Origin of the sequence: Pseudomonas sp. DR 5-09 (genome assembly GCF_001655595.1) — a bacterium.
Lineage (GTDB): Bacteria > Pseudomonadota > Gammaproteobacteria > Pseudomonadales > Pseudomonadaceae > Aquipseudomonas > Aquipseudomonas pharyngis.
Genome location: NZ_CP011566.1, coordinates 5,828,297 through 5,848,306 on the forward strand (window position 1 = coordinate 5,828,297; position 20,010 = coordinate 5,848,306).

Annotated in this window: 16 protein-coding genes; 6 read left to right on the forward strand and 10 right to left on the reverse strand. The window is 61.5% G+C overall.

Translation table 11 applies throughout. The features are described from left to right. Nucleotides 1-16: 16 nt before the first annotated feature. The 4 genes from PDR5_RS26290 to PDR5_RS26305 form a co-directional block, all read right to left on the reverse strand. A complete protein-coding gene (locus PDR5_RS26290; RefSeq protein WP_064599878.1) occupies nt 17-1,813 on the reverse strand; it encodes an acyl-CoA dehydrogenase C-terminal domain-containing protein in 1,797 nt (598 codons plus the stop codon). A 90-nt stretch (nt 1,814-1,903) separates the two neighbouring features. Next, nucleotides 1,904-3,193, reverse strand: coding sequence for a GGDEF domain-containing protein (locus tag PDR5_RS26295; protein WP_064380305.1), 1,290 nt, complete (start codon nt 3,191-3,193; stop codon nt 1,904-1,906). Between the two features lie 210 nt (nt 3,194-3,403). After that, nucleotides 3,404-5,518: a cytochrome-c peroxidase gene (locus PDR5_RS26300; RefSeq protein ID WP_064599880.1), complete on the reverse strand. Its 2,115-nt coding sequence runs from the start codon at nt 5,516-5,518 to the stop codon at nt 3,404-3,406. Nucleotides 5,519-5,778: 260 nt separating this feature from the next. Beyond that, nucleotides 5,779-7,584 carry a phenylacyl-CoA dehydrogenase gene (locus tag PDR5_RS26305; RefSeq protein WP_064599882.1) on the reverse strand — a complete coding sequence of 602 codons (1,806 nt, stop codon included), beginning with the start codon at nt 7,582-7,584 and terminating at the stop codon, nt 5,779-5,781. Nucleotides 7,585-7,888: 304 nt separating this feature from the next. Between PDR5_RS26305 and PDR5_RS26310 the strand changes: the two genes are divergently transcribed. Next, nucleotides 7,889-9,127: a hypothetical protein gene (locus tag PDR5_RS26310; RefSeq protein WP_064599884.1), complete on the forward strand. Its 1,239-nt coding sequence runs from the start codon at nt 7,889-7,891 to the stop codon at nt 9,125-9,127. 61 nt (nt 9,128-9,188) lie between these two features. On the opposite strand, the gene PDR5_RS26315 is transcribed toward PDR5_RS26310, so the two are convergent. The 6 genes from PDR5_RS26315 to bioB all read right to left on the reverse strand — a co-directional run bounded on the left by PDR5_RS26315 (nt 9,189) and on the right by bioB (nt 14,197). Further along, a complete protein-coding gene (locus PDR5_RS26315; protein WP_064599887.1) occupies nt 9,189-9,485 on the reverse strand; it encodes a hypothetical protein in 297 nt (98 codons plus the stop codon). A gap of 106 nt (nt 9,486-9,591) precedes the next feature. Next, nucleotides 9,592-10,272, reverse strand: coding sequence for a dethiobiotin synthase (gene bioD / locus PDR5_RS26320; RefSeq protein ID WP_007959854.1), 681 nt, complete (start codon nt 10,270-10,272; stop codon nt 9,592-9,594). Further along, on the reverse strand, nt 10,269-11,075 hold the full coding sequence (bioC, locus tag PDR5_RS26325; protein WP_064599889.1) for a malonyl-ACP O-methyltransferase BioC: 807 nt from the start codon (nt 11,073-11,075) through the stop codon (nt 10,269-10,271). The genes bioD and bioC overlap by 4 nt, the downstream gene beginning before the upstream one ends. Further along, nucleotides 11,068-11,799 carry an alpha/beta fold hydrolase gene (locus tag PDR5_RS26330; RefSeq protein WP_064599891.1) on the reverse strand — a complete coding sequence of 244 codons (732 nt, stop codon included), beginning with the start codon at nt 11,797-11,799 and terminating at the stop codon, nt 11,068-11,070. The genes bioC and PDR5_RS26330 overlap by 8 nt, the downstream gene beginning before the upstream one ends. After that, on the reverse strand, nt 11,792-12,970 hold the full coding sequence (gene bioF / locus PDR5_RS26335) for an 8-amino-7-oxononanoate synthase (RefSeq protein WP_064599893.1): 1,179 nt from the start codon (nt 12,968-12,970) through the stop codon (nt 11,792-11,794). Before bioF ends, PDR5_RS26330 begins: the two co-directional genes overlap by 8 nt. A 171-nt stretch (nt 12,971-13,141) precedes the next feature. Then, nucleotides 13,142-14,197: a biotin synthase BioB gene (gene bioB, locus PDR5_RS26340; protein WP_064599895.1), complete on the reverse strand. Its 1,056-nt coding sequence runs from the start codon at nt 14,195-14,197 to the stop codon at nt 13,142-13,144. A gap of 91 nt (nt 14,198-14,288) precedes the next feature. On the opposite strand from bioB, the gene PDR5_RS26345 reads away from it, so the two are divergent. The 5 genes from PDR5_RS26345 (at nt 14,289) to rarD (ending at nt 19,865) form a co-directional block, all read left to right on the forward strand. Next, nucleotides 14,289-15,026 (forward strand): ComF family protein, encoded by a 738-nt coding sequence (locus PDR5_RS26345; RefSeq protein ID WP_064599897.1) that lies wholly within the window; start codon nt 14,289-14,291, stop codon nt 15,024-15,026. A gap of 58 nt (nt 15,027-15,084) precedes the next feature. Beyond that, nucleotides 15,085-15,849, forward strand: a complete 765-nt coding sequence (locus tag PDR5_RS26350) for a TOBE domain-containing protein (protein ID WP_064599899.1) — start codon at nt 15,085-15,087, stop codon at nt 15,847-15,849. Between the two features lie 69 nt (nt 15,850-15,918). Beyond that, the gene (locus tag PDR5_RS26355; RefSeq protein ID WP_064599901.1) at nt 15,919-17,820 is read left to right on the forward strand and encodes a PhoX family protein; all 1,902 of its coding nucleotides are present in this window, start codon (nt 15,919-15,921) and stop codon (nt 17,818-17,820) included. A 116-nt stretch (nt 17,821-17,936) separates the two neighbouring features. Continuing rightward, nucleotides 17,937-18,911, forward strand: coding sequence for a serine/threonine protein kinase (locus PDR5_RS26360; RefSeq protein ID WP_064599903.1), 975 nt, complete (start codon nt 17,937-17,939; stop codon nt 18,909-18,911). 66 nt (nt 18,912-18,977) lie between these two features. Then, on the forward strand, nt 18,978-19,865 hold the full coding sequence (gene rarD, locus PDR5_RS26365) for an EamA family transporter RarD (RefSeq protein WP_064599905.1): 888 nt from the start codon (nt 18,978-18,980) through the stop codon (nt 19,863-19,865). Nucleotides 19,866-20,010 lie beyond the last annotated feature (145 nt).

Sequence of the window (20,010 nt, forward strand, 5' to 3'; positions counted from 1 at the left end):
GTTTAACAGGCGCGCGTTACAGCGCAAACAACTGGGCCGGCAGCTTCATCAGGCAATCGCTGCCCGCCTCGATCGCCGCACGATGCGCAGCGGTACGCGGCAACAGACGCTTGAAGTAAAACTCGCACGTCGCCAGTTTGCCCTGGCAGAAATCGCCATCACCCTCGCCCGACTCCAGCTGCGCCTGAGCGACCAGCGCCATGCGCAGCCACAGATAGCCGAGAACGATGTAACCGCTGTACATCAGGTAATCCACCGACGCGGCGCCGACTTCATCCGGGTTCTTCATCGCGGCCATACCGACCTTCATGGTCAGCTCGCCCCACTGCTGGTTGAGGCCATCAAGCTGCGCGACAAATTCACCCAGTTGCGCATGCCCGGCATTGGCCGCGCAGAACTTGTGGACGATTTTGGTGAAGTTTCGCAGCAGCTTGCCCTGGCTGCCGAGCACCTTGCGCCCGAGCAGATCCAGCGCCTGAATGCCGTTGGTGCCCTCGTAGATCGGCGCGATCCGGCAATCGCGAACCAGTTGCTCCATGCCCCACTCGCGGATAAATCCGTGGCCGCCGAACACCTGCATGCCGTGGTTGGTCACCTCCAGGCCGGTGTCGGTCATGAACGCTTTGCAGATCGGCGTCAGGAACGCCAACAGGTCTTCGGCTTCCTGACGCGCCTCGGCGTCCGGGCTCAGGTGCGCAACATCGAGCATTTGCGCGGTGAAATAGGTCAGCGCGCGGTTGCCTTCGTTGAAGGCTTTCATGGTCAGCAGCATGCGTCGCACGTCCGGGTGGACGATGATCGGGTCGGCGGGTTTGTCCGGAGCTTTGGCGCCGGTCAGGGCACGCATCTGCAAGCGATCGTTGGCGTATTTGATTGCGCCCTGGAAGCTTGCCTCGCCCAGACACAGGCCCTGCATTCCGGTGCCGAGACGCGCGTGGTTCATCATGGTGAACATGCAGTTCAGGCCCTTGTTCGGCTCGCCGATCAGGAAGCCTTTGGCGTCGTCAAAGTTCAGCACGCAGGTGGCCGAGGCCTTGATGCCCATCTTGTGCTCGATCGAGCCGCAGGAAACGCCGTTGCGCTCGCCCGCCTCACCGGATGCGTCCGGGAGAAATTTCGGCACGATGAACAGCGAAATCCCTTTGGTCCCGGCCGGTGCGTCCGGCAGTTTGGCCAGCACCAGATGAATGATGTTGTCGCTCATGTCGTGCTCGCCGGCGGAGATGAAAATCTTGCTGCCGGTCACTGCATAACTGCCGTCGGCCTGAGGCACCGCGCGGGTCTTGATGATGCCCAGGTCGGTGCCGCAATGGGCTTCGGTCAGGCACATGGTGCCGGTCCACTGGCCGGCGGTGAGTTTGCGCAGATAGGTGTTTTTCTGTTCCTCGGTGCCGTGGGCATGGATCGCCGACATGGCGCCGTGGGTCAGGCCCGGGTACATGCCCCACGAGGTGTTGCTGGAGGCGACCATTTCGCTGATCACCAGCCCCAGCGAACTCGGCAGGCCCTGGCCGCCGTAAGCCGGATCTGCCGCCAGACCGTGCCAGCCTCCTTCCACGTATTGTGCGAAGGCTTGCTTGAAGCCTGTAGGCGTTGTCACCACGCCATTGTCGAAATGGCAGCCCTCTTCGTCGCCGCTGCGATTGAGCGGTGCCAGCACGTTCTCACAGAACTTCGCGCCCTCGTCGAGGATCGCGTTGATCATGTCCGGGCTGGCGTCGTGGGCGCCGAGGGCCGCGTACTGAGTGTGGAAGTCAAAGACGTGGTCGATCAGAAAGCGCATGTCGCGCAAGGGAGCTTTGTACTCGGGCATGGTGGCTTCTCCTTCAGCAGATTGCTTCAACCTACTGCCGGCCACCCTGCCCCACAATCACTGTCCAGACGCTGAATGCGCCGTCATCACTCAACCTGCGGCGCTGTCCATGCGCACCGCGCCACGGCGGTTCTGCCCGAACGCCATCACGCAGTTACGGCCTGCGCCCTTGGCGCTGTAGAGCGCCTGGTCGGCGGATTTCAGTACCTCTTCCGGAGTGCGCTGTTCCAGACGTTCGGCCACGCCGATGCTGACCGTGACCGACACGCTGGACGCGCCCGAACCCGAACGCCGCTGGCGGCCCTGCTGATCATCCTGCGGGCGGCTTTCCTGATTACGCAGCTGAATGTTGTAGGACGCAATCGACTCGCGAATGACTTCCAGGTGCGGCATGCACTCTTCAAGAGTCTTACCCGCAAACACCAGGGCGAATTCCTCACCGCCATAGCGATATGCCCTACCGCCGCCGCTGATTTTGGACAGCTTGCTGGCGACCAGACGCAAGACCTGATCCCCAACGTCGTGGCCGTGGGTGTCGTTGAATTTCTTGAAGTGATCGACGTCGCTCATCGCCAGCACATAGTTGCGACCCAGACGCTGCATGCGCTCGTTTAGTGCGCGGCGGCCGGGCAGGCCGGTGAGCTCGTCGCGGAAGGCCATTTGGTACGCCTCGTGCGCTACCGCTGCAGCAATCATCAGCATCACCTGGCTGCACATGATGTTCAGGGTGAATGGCAGGATGAAGGTTTTCGGCAGCATCCAGAACACCCCGAGCAACCCCACCAGTTGCGCCGCGTGCAGCGGACGCGGGTTGCGCCAGTATTGCCAGGCCAGAAGCAGAAACGCCGAGATGAACACCGGATACGACAACTGGATCAGGCTCATCCACGCGCCGTGCAGCGCTGGCCAACGGATCTCGGAAAGCCACATCAGCAAGGCCTGCGGGTAGCTTTGCTCAAGCCCCAGCGCCACGCTGCCAAAGGCCAGCAGCACGGCAAAGCGCGCGACCATGTCCTGAAACAGGTGCGTGCGTTCCTGCCACGCGGCGAACAGACCGAACAGCAAGGGCAACAGCAGACAGACCAGATGGAACACCACAGCCGCGTCTTCGCGCACCTTGCCGTTGTCGCGGTAATAGTCGGTCTGGGTATCGAGCAGGAAGTAGGCGATGTACACCGTGACCATCAGAAACAGCTCGCGCTGGCGTCGGTAAACCGCACAGTACGAACCGCCCAACAGCAGCACCAAGGTTGGCAATACGTTAAACAGCGAGGTGAAGAACACGTTGAGGTCTTTGACGTACGCAGCCGCCAACCCCGCGAGCAACAACAGCAGTGAAGGCAGGAAATGACTGAAACGTACAGCGGAAGAACGCGGCAAGGGTAAAAGCTCCGACCCGTCATGGCAAAGAGATGGCATTGTGCCTGCAATGTGGCCAGTTAAGCACACATAATGTGATCCAGATCACAGGCTGTCTCTTTAACGGCCGAAATCTGAAGTTACTGAGGGATTTAGTAAGGTTTTTTGCGCAATGGCTGCTAGACGGCCACCATGGCCATCATTCTTGATGGCCATGGTGTGTTTTTCTGCTCAGAGATCGTTGTAGAACGGCTGCAACGCCCCCTCCGCCGCCGGCCGGCCTTCAGCACCGTAAGGCTTGAGATAGAGCGATGCGTCCATCGCCTGACGGGTCGTGACTTTCGGACTGGCCGGACGCTGGGTCACGGCGTTTTCATCGCCGATGTGGCCCTGCGGAATCACCAGCGACGGATGATCGAACGGTGCGCGCTCCCACGCCACGCGCGGATCGGTCAGGCCGACCTCCATGAATTTCACCAACGCGTCGATTTCATCGGGCGTCAGGTTCAGCGCTGTCATGTCCGGGTCGAGATTGGAGGTGTTGTGCTGATTCACCGCCGGATGCTCGAAACCGCTGGTGTTGTTGGCGTCTTCGCCGCGCCGGTCACCGCCACGGTTGTAGAACTCCATCACCTGTTTGAGCGTCGAGCGGCTGCCGTTGTGGAAGTACGGGCCGGTCAGGGCGATGTTGCGCAGGGTCGGGGTCTTGAACGCGCCGTCGACCGAATCGCGGAAACCGACGTTCGGCTTGAGCGTGGCATCGCATGGAATCGCCGCACTCAACGGCGCTTCGAACGTGCAGACATCGACATCCAGCGGATCGACCGAGCGGCCGCCCTGCAACACACTGTTGTACTGCCGGGTGAACGACCATGGATTGCCCCAAGCATCCGCGCCGCCGAGGGCCAGGTCTTCCGAGGTCGGGCGCACACCGGTGTTGTAGAAGCCGTTGTCGTAAAGAGTGGTCAGGTTGTCGGCCATTACCATGCGCTCGATGCGTTCACGCGGATGCATCAGCAGGCGGCTGGCGGCGTTGGTCAGCTCCGGACCGCCGTGGCAATTGACGCATTTGCCCTTGCCGAGAAACAGGTTCATGCCCTCCACCTGTTGCGCGTTCATTGCCGTGTGATCGCCTTGCAAATAGGCATCGATCGGCGCCTGATCGGACACCAGCGTGGCCTCATACATCTGGATCGCCAGGCCGAAGAACAGCGGGAAATTGGCCTCCATCTGGGTGTACGGCGCACCTCCCACCAGAACGTTTTGCGTGGCGTTCCACAGCCGGGGCTGGAAGGCGTTCTTGATCAGCTCGCGATAGGTCGGACGCCGTGCGCCGGACACTGGAGCCAGCACCGAGTCGGTGGACGAAATCCGCTGCTGCTTGAGCATCAACGTGTCGAGCATCCTGCGGCCAATGTCGGCAAACGTACGGCCACCGCAGGACATTTCCACCGGACTGCCGGGCGGGCCGACGGCTTGCGAGGCGGCAGACGCATCGTTGAGCGCCAGCCGCACTTTGGTCGCGACTGTGCTGCGTTCGCTGGTCACGTAGATCCCGGCATCCGGATCGCGATTACCGAACGGCGAGAAGCCGTTGAACACGTTGTTGGCCCGACCGTCCCAGAAGTTGCGCACGTTGAACGCGGCGTTGATTACCGACGGCGCGTTGCGTCCGGTGCTGCGGCGAACGTTGATGCCGCCGACCTGAAACAGGCCGTCCGGCTGCTGGGTACATTTATCGAAACGCGGCTGATTGGGCTTGACGAAGTTGGCGTCAAACACGCCTTGCGAGCCGACCACATCGTCCGTCGAGTACACGATGGGCGAGTTGCGCTCCAGCGGATTGCTCAGCACGTGGGTGGGGAAGTCGGTTTTCTTCAGCGTGTAGTTCGGGCCGCCCTTGCCACCGGACAATGTCGCGTAGGACGCCACGTCACCGGGAATGTCCGACGCCACAAACGGTTTGTTGAAGATCGACGCGACGTTGGCGTTGGTGTGCGCCTGGCCGGGGTTGAGTTGGTTGGTGATGCGGTGATCCACGCCAGCGTGGTAGTGGCAGGACGCGCAGGCCGTGGAGCCATCGCTGCCGATCTCCATGTCCCAGAAGAGCGCCTTGCCCAGCAGGATCGCAGCCTGGCGATTGAGCACGTAGTCGGTCATCAGGTCGACCTTGCGTCCGCCTTCGGTCCCGGACGGATCAGGGGGCACCATTCCGCGCAACGATTGCAGCGAGGGAACCTCCGGCACGGGAGGATCGACTTCGGCGGGGTCGGCGGCCCATGCGCTGTGGACTGATAGCGCGATGGGTAACCAGAAGGTCAAACGAGCGAGTCGACTGATGTTCATAGGCTTCACCCTGACTGTTGTTGTTAAGTGCCGGGCGTCTTGCTTCTTTGAGCAGGCAGTTCTGGTTAGCACCGGTAAATCGGGCAGTGCAATTAATTGGCCATTCTTCTGGAAACATTTTGAATCAATAAGCGCAGGGATTCGGCCGAGCAGTGGCTTCATCAATGCTGGGGAATCAGCCCCGGGATTGGGGAAATCCGGGCACAAAAAAACCGCTGCCCCCGAGGGAGCAGCGGTTTTTTGAAAGACCGCGTTAAGGCTTAGTAGCCCAGTGCGAAGTCTTCTTCTTTCATGTCCATCAGGTTGTTGGCGCCCGACAGCATGGTGGCCACGTGCGTACGGGTACGCGGCAGGATGCGCTGGAAGTAGAAGCGCGCGGTTTGCAGCTTGGCGGTGTAGAACGCCTCGTCGCTGGTGCCGGCAGCCAGTTTTTCAGCAGCCAGACGCGCCATGTCAGCCCAGAAGTAGGCCAGGCAGGCGTAACCGGAGTACATCAGGTAGTCCACGGAGGCCGCGCCGACTTCTTCGCGATCTTTCATGGCGGCCATACCGACCTTCATGGTCAGTTCGCCCCACTCTTTGTTCAGTGCAGCCAACGGTGCGACGAATTCTTTAACAGCTTCGTTGCCTTCGTTGTTCTGGCAGAACTTGTGGACGATCTTGGTGAAGCCTTTGAGCGCCTCGCCTTGAGTCATCAGCACTTTACGGCCCAGCAGGTCGAGAGCCTGGATGCCGGTGGTGCCTTCGTACAGCATCGAGATGCGGCTGTCGCGAACGTTCTGCTCCATGCCCCACTCGGCGATGAAGCCGTGGCCGCCGTAGATCTGTACGCCGTGGTTGGCGGATTCGAAACCGACTTCGGTCATGAACGCTTTGGCGATCGGAGTCATGAAGGCCAGCAATGCGTCGGCTTTCTTCTTCTCTTCTTCGTCCACGCCGTATTTGACGATGTCGACCTGTTTGGCGGTGAAGTACACCATCGCACGGTTGCCTTCGGCGAATGCCTTCATGGTCAACAGCATGCGGCGTACGTCTGGGTGAACGATGATCGGGTCAGCGGCCTTGTCCGGCGCTTTCGGGCCAGTCAGGGAACGCATCTGCAGGCGATCGCGAGCGTATTTCAGGCCGCCCTGGAAGCCGATTTCGGCGTGAGCCAGACCTTGCAGTGCGGTACCCAGACGTGCGGTGTTCATGAAGGTGAACATGCAGTTCAGGCCTTTGTTCGCCGGGCCGATCAGGAAACCGGTCGCGCCGTCGAAGTTCATCACGCAGGTCGCGTTGCCGTGGATGCCCATCTTGTGTTCGATCGAACCGCAGGTCACAGCGTTGCGTGCACCGACGGTGCCATCAGCATTCGGCATGAACTTGGGAACGATAAACAGCGAGATGCCTTTGGTGCCGGCCGGTGCGTCCGGCAGGCGGGCCAGTACGATGTGGACGATATTGTCGGCCATGTCGTGTTCACCGGCCGAGATGAAGATCTTGGTGCCGGAAACTTTGTAGGAACCGTCGGCCTGAGGTTCGGCCTTGGTGCGCAGCATGCCCAGGTCGGTGCCGCAGTGCGGTTCGGTCAGGCACATGGTGCCGGTCCATTCGCCGGAGACCAGTTTGGTCAGATAGGCTTCCTGCTGCTCTGGGGTGCCGTGCTCGGAGATGGTGTTCATCGCGCCGTGCGACAGGCCCGGGTACATGCCCCACGACCAGTTGGCTTCGCCGACCATCTCGCTGACAGCCAGACCCAGCGACTCAGGCAGACCCTGACCGCCGTGCTCGACGTCATGGGCGAGGCTCGGCCAGCCGCCTTCGACGAATTGCTTGTAGGCCTCTTTGAAGCCGGTCGGGGTTTTCACGCCGGACTCGCTCCAGGTGCAGCCTTCGGTGTCACCCACGCGGTTCAGCGGTGCCAGCACCTGCTCACAAAACTTGGCGCCCTCTTCGAGAATGGCGTCAACCATGTCCGGCGTTGCTTCTGCACACGCTGGAAGGCTCTGATAGTGCGCTTCATAGCCGAGCAGTTCGTCACGAACGAAGCGAATATCACGCAAGGGGGCCTTGTAGTCAGGCATAGCGATAAACCTCTGCTGATGTAACCGGGAATGAACGACCGCGTTGATTTGTTATGACGGTCAAACAGTTGTTTGAAACATACGTTTACGCCGAAATCTTGTCAAGCGTCGATCTTTTGCCGTTCGTCATGATGTTCCCTCCAGGCGCGCGCCTGCTGAGGGCTGGCCGCCAAGGTCAGTCATTTGGCTCGCAATGAACAAAGAACTGTCATTTCTGACAGGTGCGCAAAAAACGGCGCTTCTATGAAATGAAGGTGCAGAGCAGCGGACGAATTGTTCAACCGCATGTTTGGAGTGAAGCGCTATGAACCAGCAATCAGATAACAGCAATCTGCCCAGGACAGCAGGTTTTCCCGACCGCAGCTTTGGCGACGACGGTGCTATTTCCATTGGAGGAAGAGGCACTGCCAACGCAATTGCGTCTGACAAGGACGGTAATCTTTATGTGGCTTACGCGATTGATAAAAAAATGCGACTGGCTCGCTACCTTGTCGATGGGGCCAGGGACGAGTCATTCCAGGAAACGACCTGGCAATATGATCAATACGATGAAACGCGCCCTACGCGCCTTCTGCTGGAAGAAGGCAGCGGAAAAATCATCGTGATCGGGGAATCCTTCAAGAACAACTTGACCCGGCCCGCAGTCACCCGCTTCAATCAGAACGGTAGCCCGGACCTCGTGTTTGGAAATCGGGTCATGTCGATTGACGCAGAAACAGATATCAATTGGGTCAGAGTCAAACTAGTAGATGGGTGCCTGCAAAAGGATGGAAAAATCCTCATTGCCGCAAACTTCCAAATTATTAGCTCAAGTCCGCTGAACAGATTGTATCGGCTACAAAACAGCGGCCAACCGGACGAAACTTTTGGCGACGGTGCCGGGTTCATCGATATCAATCTGCAGGGTTTCCCGAGTAACGTCTGCAATGTTGCGACGCAGGCTGACGGGAAGATCGTGGTGGCGGGCCATCAGCACGTGAATTTACTCAGAAGGGTAGCACGCTACCACACCACCGGGACTTTGGACCTCACTTTCGGTCGGGGCGGTTATGCCGATATCGAACTGGCGGAAGAGCCGCTGCCCGAAAAACAAGAGCCCAACACGTTCACTGTAAGCCTTGTCAGCCGGATCGTCATACAGAGCGACGATAAAATCCTGGTCGCAGGCGTCGGCCGTGATGCCAATAAGAGGGAACGCGGGCTGCTTACCCGGCTCGAGGCCAACGGCGAAGCGCTGGACCCTGCATTCAATTCAGGTAAACCGCTACTGATTTCGCGCTCCGAGGACAGAATCAGTTTCAATTCAATCGCCGTTCAACCAGACCAGAAAATCGTCACGGTGGGTAGTTCCCTACTGGCCCACACCTGGATGGTGGAATATCAACGATTCAGTGAAAACGGGGTCATTGAACCTTTCTGGAGCGGGTACAGGGTAGGCGATTGCATTGACGTGGTGATTCAACCCAAAGGTCGGGTGGTCGTGGCCGGGAGTAGTAGCGATAAATTTGGCTCTCCACGCATCTGCGGTTTCCTCGGTTCCTGACAAGCGCTGACATCAATGCCGAAGTGCGCCGGGGCTCGCTCACCGGCGCTCTCCTGACCGTTCAGGCGTAGGTATCGATCAAGGTGCCCAATACTTCATCGGAGGCCTTGGCCACCTTCACACCCAGCTCTGCCTGGATCTTGCCCTGCGACAGCTCGACGATATTGCTCGTCAGATCCGACTCCTGCGCGCGGTCCACACCGCGCAGGCGATTGACCTGTACTTCCGAAGACTGGCTGGTGACCGAACGCTCGATGGTGTTGCTGGCGATCTGGCTGGCGGCCTGATCGACGCGGTTCTGCCCGGTCTGAATAGTGCTCAGACCTGCATAAAAAGCTGTGTTTCCGGAGATTTCCATGGGAGCTCTCATCCTTGGGAAGGATCAATGGGTGCCATTGAACCAGAGGCGTCAGAAAAACACCCGTCAAAAACACTAATGGCACAGTGCCTTGCCATAGCCAAAATCAGTCGAGCAGATCCAGTTGCAAATGATCGGCAACCGCTTCGGCGCTGACCGCCTTGAGTTTCGGCACCCGACCCAGGCAGGGAGCCGGAATCCGCTCGGCCAGTGTCGCGAGGTTTTCTTCGAGCCGCGACGTCTTCGGATCAATGATGTTCGCCACCCATCCGGCCAATTGCAGCCCGTCCCGGGCAATTGCCTCGGCAGTCAACAGCGCGTGGCTGATGCAACCCAGGCGCACACCGACCACCAGAATCACCGGCAGCTTCAGCGCAATCGCCAGATCCGACAGATTGTCCTGATCCGCCAACGGCACCCGCCAACCGCCCGCGCCTTCGATCAGCGTGAAGTCGGCGTTCATGGCCAGAATCTCGCGCATCGGCGCCAGCAACGATTGCACGGTCAGCGCCACACCCGCCTCACGCGCTGCCAGATGCGGCGCGATGGCCGGCTCGAACGCCACCGGGTTGACCTGTTGATAGGTCAACGGCAAGGAGCATTCGGCCTGCAACGCCAGCGCGTCGGAATTGCGCAAACCTCTGGGCGTCACCACACAACCGGACGCCACCGGTTTGCCCGCTGCCGTGCTCAATCCTGCCGACCGCGCAGCGTGCAGCAACCCGGCGGCAACGGTGGTCTTGCCGACGTCAGTGTCGGTTCCGGTGATGAAATAGGCTGCGCTCATAAGGGTTTCTCCAACACGGCGTAGACCACCTGATAGGTCGCTGGCAGCCCTTGAGGCTGACGGAACTGCTCGTAAGCCTCGACCAGCCCCAGAATCCGCGCCCGCCCGGTCAATCCACCCGGCCGGCCAGGGTTCAGGTTATGCGCGCCCAGTGCCTTGAGTTCGTGGGTCAGGCTGCGCACATCCGGGTAATGCAGCACATGCGGCCGATTCTCCAGACTGGCCGTACGCAAACCACTGGCCGCGCACAATTGCTCATAGCGGGCGAACTCGCGGAAGCGGTTGACGTGCACCAGGCCATCGACCTGACGCCAGCTGTCGCGCAATTCGTACAGCGTCCCTACACAAAGACTAGCAAACGCGAAAATCCCCCCCGGTTTCAGCACCCGAAACGCTTCACCGAGCACCGCTTCGAAGTCCGCGCACCACTGCACGGCGAGGCTGGAGAAGATCAGATCGCAGGTCGAATCCTGCAACGGCAATCGTTCGGCATCGCCAGCGATAAAGTGCGTGGCCCCGCCCAGCGGCCGCGCGTGATGGAGCATGCCTTCAGCGATATCCAGCGCCAGCCCCTCACCAAATCGCTCGGCCAGCGCCCGGGTGAAATACCCGGTGCCGCAGCCCAGATCCAGCCAGCGTGCCGGCCGAAACGCCATCGGCAAGCGATTCATCAACTGCGTACCGACATCGCGCTGCAACTCGGCGACGCTGTCGTAGCTGGCCGCTGCGCGAGAAAAAGAAGCTGCGACCTGGCGCTTGTCAGGCAAGCCGCCGGGCAACGCCGCAACAGACAAATCAGTCATCACCGCACTCACTCAAAAACGCCTGGATCGCACCCGCCACACCGTGGGGGTCTTCCAGAAGAAACGCATGGCTGGCCTGCTCGATCAGACCAACTTCGACATCTGCCAGCAAGGCGAACAACTCACCCGCGGCTTCCGCAGGCACCAACCCGTCCAGCCCGCCAAACAGATGCAATTGCGGGCCGCGAAACGCCTGCAAGGCTTCACGCGTATCGATCTGCGCCAACAATTCAAGACCGGCCATCAAAGCGGCCGGCGAGGTATTCGGCGCGCCGCCGAGCAAGAGCCGCGACAAGCCGCGCGCATCTTGCGCGCCCTGGGCGCACAGCAGCGAGAATCGCTTGAGGGTCGTGCGCGGGTCGGCGCTGCAGCCGGCCAGAAACGCATCGAAGGTTTCGCCGGGCATCGCGCTCGGCCATTGTTCATGGGCGACAAACGAAGGGTTGCTCGCCAGGGTCAGCAAGCCGCAGCAATGTTCGCCACGCCGGGCCGCCAGCTCGGACGCGAGCATGCCGCCCAGCGACCAGCCGCCAAGCCAGGCATCTTCGGGGACGCGCTCATCGAGCTCGTCGAGCCAGTCGTTCAGATCGCTGGAGTCCAGCTCCGGCAGCGGCTCGATGTCGACCTGCAGGTGCTCGTCGAGTCCGCGCAGTGCAGCGGCCAGCGGCTCCAGCGGCGAAACGCCGAGCCCCCAACCCGGTAACAGAATCAGGCGATCACGCATGGCTTGGCTCCGACGTCAGTTGAGCAAAGCAATCGGCCAGTCCTTCTAACAATAGCTGCACCTGTGCCTCGCTGTGGGCGGCGGTCAGCGTGACCCGCAACCGCGCACTGCCGGCAGGCACGGTCGGCGGCCGGATTGCGGTGACCATCAACCCACGCTCGCGCAGCATCTGCGATAGACGCACGGCGCGACCGGCATCGCCGATCAGGATCGGCTGGATCGGCGTGAAGCTGTCCATCAGCTCCAGACCGATCTGCTCAGCGCCGTGGCGGAACTGGCGGATCAGCGTCTGCAAATGCTCGCGACGCCAGTGCTCGCTGCGCAGCAGTTCCAGACTTTTCAAGGTTGCGCAGGCCAGCGCCGGCGGTTGGCTGGTGGTGTAGATGTACGGGCGGGCGAACTGGATCAGGCTTTCGATCAGCTCTTCACTCCCGGCCACAAAGGCGCCAGCCGTACCGAACGCTTTCCCGAGGGTGCCGACCAGCACCGGCACGTCCTCCTGGCTCAAACCGAAATGCTCGACGATCCCGCCACCGTTTGCCCCCAGCGGACCGAAACCGTGAGCGTCATCGACCATCAGCCACGCGCCTTTGGCCTTGGCTTCCCGGGCCAGCGCCGGCAGATCGGCAAGGTCGCCGTCCATGCTGAATACGCCGTCAGTGACCACCAGCGTATTGCCGGCGGCTTTTTCCAGACGTTTGGCGAGGCTGTCGGCGTCGTTGTGCAGATAACGATTGAAGCGCGCGCCGGACAACAATCCGGCATCCAGTAACGAGGCATGGTTGAGCCGGTCTTCCAGCACCGTGTCGCCCTGCCCGACCAGCGCCGTGACCGCGCCGAGGTTGGCCATGTAACCGGTGGTGAACAACAGCGCACGCGGCCGTCCGGTGAGGTCAGCCAGGGCTTCTTCCAATTCGTGATGCGGGCCGCTGTGGCCGATCACCAGATGCGAAGCACCGCCACCGACGCCCCACTTCGAGGCACCGGCGCGCCAGGCTTCGATCACTTGCGGATGGTTGGCCAGGCCCAGGTAATCGTTGTTGCAGAACGCCAGCAACGGCTGACCGTCGACCACTACTTCCGGCCCTTGTGAGCTTTCAAGCAGCGGTCGCTGGCGGTAGAGATTTTCGGCACGACGGGCAGCAAGGCGTGCGGCGAGATCAAAAGACATGCAAGCCTCGAACAGTCAAATCACATGAATCAGGATGGACACCGACCTTGTGGGAGCTGGCTTGCCAGCGATGGCGGCGCCACATTCAACATCAGTGTCGACTGTCAGTCCGCTATCGCTGGCAAGCCAGCTCCCACAGGGGAGTGTTCCTTCAGCAAATCGGGGCGAGTTTCAGACCGCCGCGTTGTAGAACTGCTCGCTGCTCTTCTGCTCCACCAGCGCCTGCTCGATGGCGGCCTGGTGGACTTCGTCGGCATGCTCTTCGCGGGCTTCCGGCTGAATGCCCAGGCGCGCGAACAGTTGCATGTCCTTGTCGGCCTGCGGGTTGGCCGTGGTCAGCAGTTTGTCGCCGTAGAAGATCGAGTTGGCGCCGGCGAAGAATGCCAGGGCCTGCATCTGCTCGTTCATCGCTTCGCGGCCGGCGGACAGGCGTACGTGGGATTGCGGCATGAGGATGCGCGCCACGGCGAGCATGCGGATGAAATCGAACGGATCTACGTCGTCGGCGTTTTCCAGCGGCGTGCCGGCCACTTTCACCAGCATGTTGATCGGCACCGATTCCGGATGCTCCGGCAGGTTGGCCAGCTGGATCAGCAGGTTGGCGCGGTCATCGAGGGACTCGCCCATGCCGAGAATGCCGCCGGAGCAGATTTTCATCCCCGCATCGCGCACATAGGCCAGGGTCTGCAGACGCTCGGCATAGGTGCGGGTGGTGATGATGCTGCCGTAGAACTCCGGCGAGGTATCGAGGTTATGGTTGTAGTAGTCGAGCCCGGCCTTGGCCAGGGCTTCGGTCTGGTCCTGATCGAGACGGCCGAGGGTCATGCAGGTTTCCAGGCCCATGGCCTTCACGCCTTCGACCATCTTCAGCACGTAAGGCATGTCCTTGGCCGACGGGTGCTTCCACGCCGCGCCCATGCAGAATCGGGTCGAACCGATGGCCCTGGCGCGGGCAGCCTCTTCGAGGACTTTCTGCACTTCCATGAGCTTTTCTTTTTCCAGCCCGGTGTTGTAGTGACCGGACTGCGGACAATATTTGCAATCTTCCGGACAGGCCCCGGTCTTGATCGACAACAGGGTGGAAACCTGAACGCGGTTGGCGTCGAAATGCGCGCGGTGCACCGTCTGCGCCTGGAACAGCAAGTCGTTGAATGGCTGAACGAAGAGTGCTTTGACTTCGGCCAAAGTCCAGTCGTGACGCAGGGTGGCAGTGGTGCTGGCGCTCATGGGCGTTTCCTTGGTTATGCTTGGCTGGCGCCTGGGGAAACGGAATACCCACAGGCACGACACGGATGTTCGGCATATTTAAGGAAGAGTCATGCGCTGTCAACCACACTACGAAAGGCCGGTTTACATCTGGTTAAAAAACAAACAGAACTGCTTGTTGTGCGACGAACCGGCAGACGCGCAAATCCCGATCTGCACCGCCTGCGAAACCGATTTGCCGTGGCTGGGCGATCAATGCCTGACCTGCGCCCTGCCCCTCGCAGCCGGCCTGACTTGTGGTGGCTGCCTGCAGGATCCACCGGCCTTCGAACAGGTGGCTGTGCCCTGGGTTTATGGCTTTCCGGTGGACACGCTGATCACCCGTTTCAAGCACAACGCCAAATGGCCGCTTGGCCACTTGCTCGCCGACGTTCTCGGCGAGTTTCTGCAACATCGCTTCGAAGAAGACCTGCCTCGCCCGGACGCCCTGCTACCGGTGCCGCTTGCGCCGAAACGCTTGCGCCAGCGCGGCTTCAACCAAGCGGCGATGCTCGCGCAGTGGCTGGGCAAGTCACTCGACCTGCCTTGCGAGGAACACTGTCTTTTGCGGGTGCAGGATACTGACGCCCAGCAGGCGCTGAACGCCAAGGCGCGGAAACACAATCTGCGTCACGCCTTCGCCTTGAGCCCCGATGCCCAGGTGAAAGGCCGGCACCTTGCCCTGGTCGACGACGTGCTGACCACCGGCGCCACCGCCCAGGCGCTGGCCCGTTTGCTGATGGACGCCGGCGCCGCGCGGGTGGATGTGTACTGCCTGGCCCGCACGCCAAAACCCGGCGACGCGGCTTGACGGATACGCCATGAGCCGCCAACGTCCTCCCTCAACCCTTCAGTACAAAGCGTCCGCCATGTCCCTGCCCAGTCTGTTGTCCCAGCACATCGTCCGCCGTCCGCAGCGCATCGCCTTGCTGCAACACATCGCCGAACAGGGTTCGATCACCCGCGCCGCGAAGAGCGCCGGCCTGAGTTACAAGGCGGCCTGGGATGCCATCGATGAGCTGAACAACCTCGCGCAAAAGCCGCTGGTCGAGCGCGCGGTCGGCGGCAAGGGTGGCGGTGGCGCCAGATTGTCGAGCGAAGGCGAGCGAGTGCTGCGCCTCTATCAAAAGCTGCAAGCCTTGCAGGCCCAGGTACTGGAGGCGGCCGAGGATGCCAGCGATCTGGATCTGCTCGGTCGGCTGATGCTCAGGACCAGCGCACGCAATCAGCTGCACGGCAAAGTCGTGCTGATCGAAGGTCAGGGCCGCAACGACCTGATCCGCCTCGAACTGGCCGAGGGCCTGTCGATCAACGCGCAGATCACCCACGACAGCACCGTCCATCTGGAACTGCAACCGGGCACCGAAGTGGTGGCGCTGATCAAGGCCGGCTGGCTCGAACTGCTCGCTCCACAGGCCACGCCTGCGGTCGGCCACAACCTGTTGAACGGTCGGATCGAGGCGATTCTCGACGCCGAAGACGGCCCGAGCGAAGTGCGCATCGCCCTGCCCAATGGCCAGACCCTGTGCGCGCTGGCCGAACCCCTGGATTTACGCACCCGTGGCCTGACGGTCGAGCAAGCGGTGCAGGTGCAGTTTTCCCCGTCCAATGTGCTGCTCGGAACACCGCTCTAAACAGCACTGCAACGAAAGCGTCATCGACCCGCATTAAGGTGGCTGCCAAAACCATGCAGGGAGCCTGATGTGAGCCTATTAGAAGAAAACCAATCCACAGACCTGGAAAAAATGGTCGGCCTGAGCCGTCGCGGTTTCATCAGCGCCGGCGCGCTGTGCGGCGCGGCGATGTTCCTCGGCGGCAACCTGCTGAGTCGCAGCGTGCTGGCCGCCAGTGTCAGCGCCGGCAACAGCCGTCTGCTCGGCTTCGACAGCATTCCAGCCGCCACCACTGACACCATCAGCCTGCCCAAAGGCTACAAGTCGTCGGTGCTGATCAGCTGGGGTCAACCGCTGCACAAGAACGGCCCGGCCTTCGACCCGAGCGGCAATGGCACCGCGGCTGCACAGGAGGTGCAATTCGGCGACAACAACGACGGCATGAGCCTGTTCGAATTCCCGGGCGAGAAAAACCGTGCGTTGATGGCGATCAACAACGAATACACCAACTACCGCTACCTCTATCCGCACGGCGGCATGCCGCAATCGGCCGAGGACGTGCGCAAGGCCCTGGCCTGCGAAGGCGTGTCGGTGATCGAAGTGCAGCGCAAGAACGGCCAGTGGCAGTTCGTCCAGGGCTCGCGCTACAACCGGCGCATTCACGGCAACTCGCCGCTGCGCATCAGCGGCCCGGCCGCCGGTCACGATCTGATGAAAACCAGCGCCGACAAGCACGGCAAAAAAGTCCTCGGCACTTTCCAGAACTGCGCCAACGGCAAGACACCGTGGGGCACTTATCTGACCTGCGAAGAGAACTTCACCGACTGCTTCGGCAGCAGCAACGCCCAGCAACAGTTCGACCCGGCGCAAAAGCGCTACGGCGTATCGGCCGCCAGCCGTGAGATCAACTGGCATCCGTTCGATCCGCGCTTCGACATGGCGAAGAACCCGAACGAGCTCAACCGTCACGGCTGGGTCGTGGAGATCGACCCGTTCGACCCGCAATCGACCCCGGTCAAACGCACTGCGCTGGGCCGCTTCAAACATGAAAACGCCGCGCTGGCCGAGACCGACGACGGTCGCGCCGTGGTGTACATGGGCGACGACGAACGCGGCGAGTTCATCTACAAATTCGTCAGCCGCGACAAGATCAATCACCGCAACGCCAAGGCCAACCGCGACATCCTCGATCACGGCACGCTGTACGTGGCCAAGTTCGATGCGGGCGACGGCAACCCGGACCACCCGAAAGGCCAAGGCCAGTGGATCGAACTGACCCACGGCAAGAACGGCATCGACGCCAGCAGCGGTTTCGCCGATCAGGCCGAAGTGCTGATTCACGCTCGTCTCGCCGCCAGTGTGGTCGGCGCCACGCGCATGGACCGTCCGGAGTGGATCGTGGTCAGCCCGAAAGACGGCCAGGTCTATTGCACCCTGACCAACAACGCCAAGCGCGGCGAAGACGGCCAACCGGTGGGCGGGCCGAACCCGCGCGAGAAGAACGTCTACGGGCAGATCCTGCGCTGGCGCACCGACCGCGACGATCACGCGGCGAAAACTTTCGCCTGGGATCTGTTCGTGGTCGCCGGCAACCCGGGCGTCCATGCCGGTACACCGAAGGGCGGTTCGTCGAATATCACCCCGCAGAACATGTTCAACAGCCCCGACGGCCTCGGCTTCGACAAGGCCGGACGGTTGTGGATTCTCACCGACGGCGACTCGAGCAACGCCGGTGATTTCGCCGGGATGGGCAACAACCAGATGCTCTGCGCCGATCCTGCCACCGGGGAAATTCGCCGGTTCATGGTCGGGCCGATCGGCTGTGAAGTCACCGGGATCAGCTTCTCGCCGGATCAGAAAACCCTGTTCGTCGGGATTCAGCACCCGGGCGAGAACGGCGGTTCGACCTTCCCCGAGCATTTGCCGAACGGCAAGCCGCGGTCATCGGTGATGGCGATTACCCGTGAGGATGGCGGGATCGTTGGCGCCTGATCGGGCGACACTCTGATCGTTCCCGTGCACTGCACGGGAACGATCCCACTCAAGACAGCCCGTCTGCGCTACCATGCTGAGCCGGACGCGGCAGCCTGCTGCGCGCAGGAGTCAGCATGGCCCACCCGTTTGAAACCCTCACCCCAGACCTCGTGCTCGATGCCGTCGAAAGCATCGGCTTCCTGAGCGACGCGCGCATTCTGGCGCTCAACAGTTATGAAAACCGCGTCTATCAGGTCGGCATCGAAGACTCGGAACCGCTGATCGCCAAGTTCTATCGCCCGCAGCGCTGGACCAACGAAGCCATTCTCGAAGAACACCAGTTCACCTTCGAACTGGCCGACGTCGAGATCCCGGTGGTGGCGCCACTGATCCACAACGGCGAAACCCTGCACGAACACGCCGGTTTTCGTTTCACCCTGTTTCCCCGTCGCGGTGGCCGGGCGCCGGAGCCGGGCAATCTCGACCAGTTGTATCGCCTCGGCCAGTTGCTCGGGCGCATGCACGCAGTCGGCGGGACCAAACCGTTCGAACACCGCGAAGCGCTGGCGGTGAAGAATTTCGGCCATGACTCGCTGGCCACCCTGCTGGAAGGCAACTTCATTCCCAAGAGCCTGCTGCCGGCCTACGAGTCCGTCGCCCGTGACCTGCTCAAGCGTGTGGAAGACGTCTACGCCAGCACGCCGCACCAGAACATCCGCATGCACGGCGACTGCCACCCCGGCAACATGATGTGCCGCGACGAGATGTTCCACATCGTCGACCTCGACGACTGCCGCATGGGTCCGGCGGTGCAGGACATCTGGATGATGCTCGCCGGCGACCGTCAGGATTGTCTGGGACAACTGTCGGAATTGATGGACGGCTACAACGAATTCCATGACTTCGACCCGCGCGAACTGGCGCTGATCGAACCGCTGCGCGCCCTGCGCCTGATGCATTACAGCGCCTGGCTGGCGCGGCGCTGGGACGATCCGGCATTCCCGCGCAGCTTTCCGTGGTTCGGCAGCGAGCGGTATTGGGGCGATCAGGTGCTGGCGCTACGTGAGCAACTGGCGGCACTGAACGAAGAGCCGTTGAAGCTTTTCTGACACGACACGTCTATACAACTGCCCGTACAATCGCTGCTTTGTTAGCTGCCTAAGCAAGGATTCTGCATGCAAGCCGCCAACCCGCGTCGCGGGTACATTCTGGGCCTGAGCGCCTACATCATCTGGGGACTGTTCCCGCTCTACTTCAAAGCCATCGCCGAAGTGCCGGCGGTGGAAATCATCATTCACCGGGTGCTGTGGTCAGCGCTGTTCGGCGCGCTGCTGTTGATGGTGTGGAAGCATCCCGGCTGGTGGCAGGAACTGCGCGACAACCCGAAACGCCTGGCGATTCTTGCGCTCAGCGGCACCTTGATCGCGGCCAACTGGCTGACCTACGTCTGGTCGGTGAACAACGGCCGGATGCTGGAGGCGAGCCTCGGTTACTACATCAACCCACTGGTGAACGTGCTGCTGGGCATGCTGATCCTCGGCGAACGCTTGCGGCGCATGCAGTGGCTGGCGGTTGGTCTGGCGGCGGTCGGTGTTGCGCAGCAGGTGTGGCAGGTCGGCAGTCTGCCGTGGGTATCGCTGGTGCTGGCGCTGACCTTCGGTTTCTACGGGCTGATCCGCAAGCAGGCGCCGGTCAAGGCGTTGCCGGGGCTGGTGGTGGAAACCTGGATGCTGGTGCCGATCGCCCTCGCGTGGCTGCTGATCAATCCGACCGCCACCAGCGCCCAGGCCGAGTTCTGGACCACCTCCGAAGCCTGGTGGCTGGTGGCGGCCGGCCCGGTGACGCTGGTGCCGCTGGTGTGCTTCAACGCGGCCGCGCGGTATCTGCCCTACACCACCCTCGGTTTCCTGCAATACCTGGCGCCGACGTTGGTACTGCTGCAAGCCGTGCTGCTGTTCGGCGAGCACTTGTCGTCCAGCACGCTGATCGCCTTCATGTTTATCTGGGCCGGTCTGGCGGTGTACAGCGTCGATGCATGGATGAGCTTGCGCCGGCGCAGCTGATCAAAAAACGCACAAACCTCCACAGGCCACGGTTCTCGTGGCCTGTATCGTTCCTTCCCAAGGTTATCCACAGCGTGATCCCCGCCGTTTGTGCGCAAGTCACTGAATGCTGGCGGTTTTTTGATCAATCTTCGCCAAGCCACAG

Coding starts and splice junctions, on each gene's coding strand:
- PDR5_RS26290 (WP_064599878.1), bottom strand. CDS start 1,813: ATGCCCGAGTACAAAGCTCCCTTGCGCGACATGCGCTTTCTGATCGAC.
- PDR5_RS26300 (WP_064599880.1), bottom strand. CDS start 5,518: ATGAACATCAGTCGACTCGCTCGTTTGACCTTCTGGTTACCCATCGCG.
- PDR5_RS26305 (WP_064599882.1), bottom strand. CDS start 7,584: ATGCCTGACTACAAGGCCCCCTTGCGTGATATTCGCTTCGTTCGTGAC.
- PDR5_RS26310 (WP_064599884.1), top strand. CDS start 7,889: ATGAACCAGCAATCAGATAACAGCAATCTGCCCAGGACAGCAGGTTTT.
- PDR5_RS26315 (WP_064599887.1), bottom strand. CDS start 9,485: ATGGAAATCTCCGGAAACACAGCTTTTTATGCAGGTCTGAGCACTATT.
- bioD (WP_007959854.1), bottom strand. CDS start 10,272: ATGAGCGCAGCCTATTTCATCACCGGAACCGACACTGACGTCGGCAAG.
- bioC (WP_064599889.1), bottom strand. CDS start 11,075: ATGACTGATTTGTCTGTTGCGGCGTTGCCCGGCGGCTTGCCTGACAAG.
- PDR5_RS26330 (WP_064599891.1), bottom strand. CDS start 11,799: ATGCGTGATCGCCTGATTCTGTTACCGGGTTGGGGGCTCGGCGTTTCG.
- bioF (WP_064599893.1), bottom strand. CDS start 12,970: ATGTCTTTTGATCTCGCCGCACGCCTTGCTGCCCGTCGTGCCGAAAAT.
- bioB (WP_064599895.1), bottom strand. CDS start 14,197: ATGAGCGCCAGCACCACTGCCACCCTGCGTCACGACTGGACTTTGGCC.
- PDR5_RS26345 (WP_064599897.1), top strand. CDS start 14,289: ATGCGCTGTCAACCACACTACGAAAGGCCGGTTTACATCTGGTTAAAA.
- PDR5_RS26350 (WP_064599899.1), top strand. CDS start 15,085: ATGTCCCTGCCCAGTCTGTTGTCCCAGCACATCGTCCGCCGTCCGCAG.
- PDR5_RS26360 (WP_064599903.1), top strand. CDS start 17,937: ATGGCCCACCCGTTTGAAACCCTCACCCCAGACCTCGTGCTCGATGCC.
- rarD (WP_064599905.1), top strand. CDS start 18,978: ATGCAAGCCGCCAACCCGCGTCGCGGGTACATTCTGGGCCTGAGCGCC.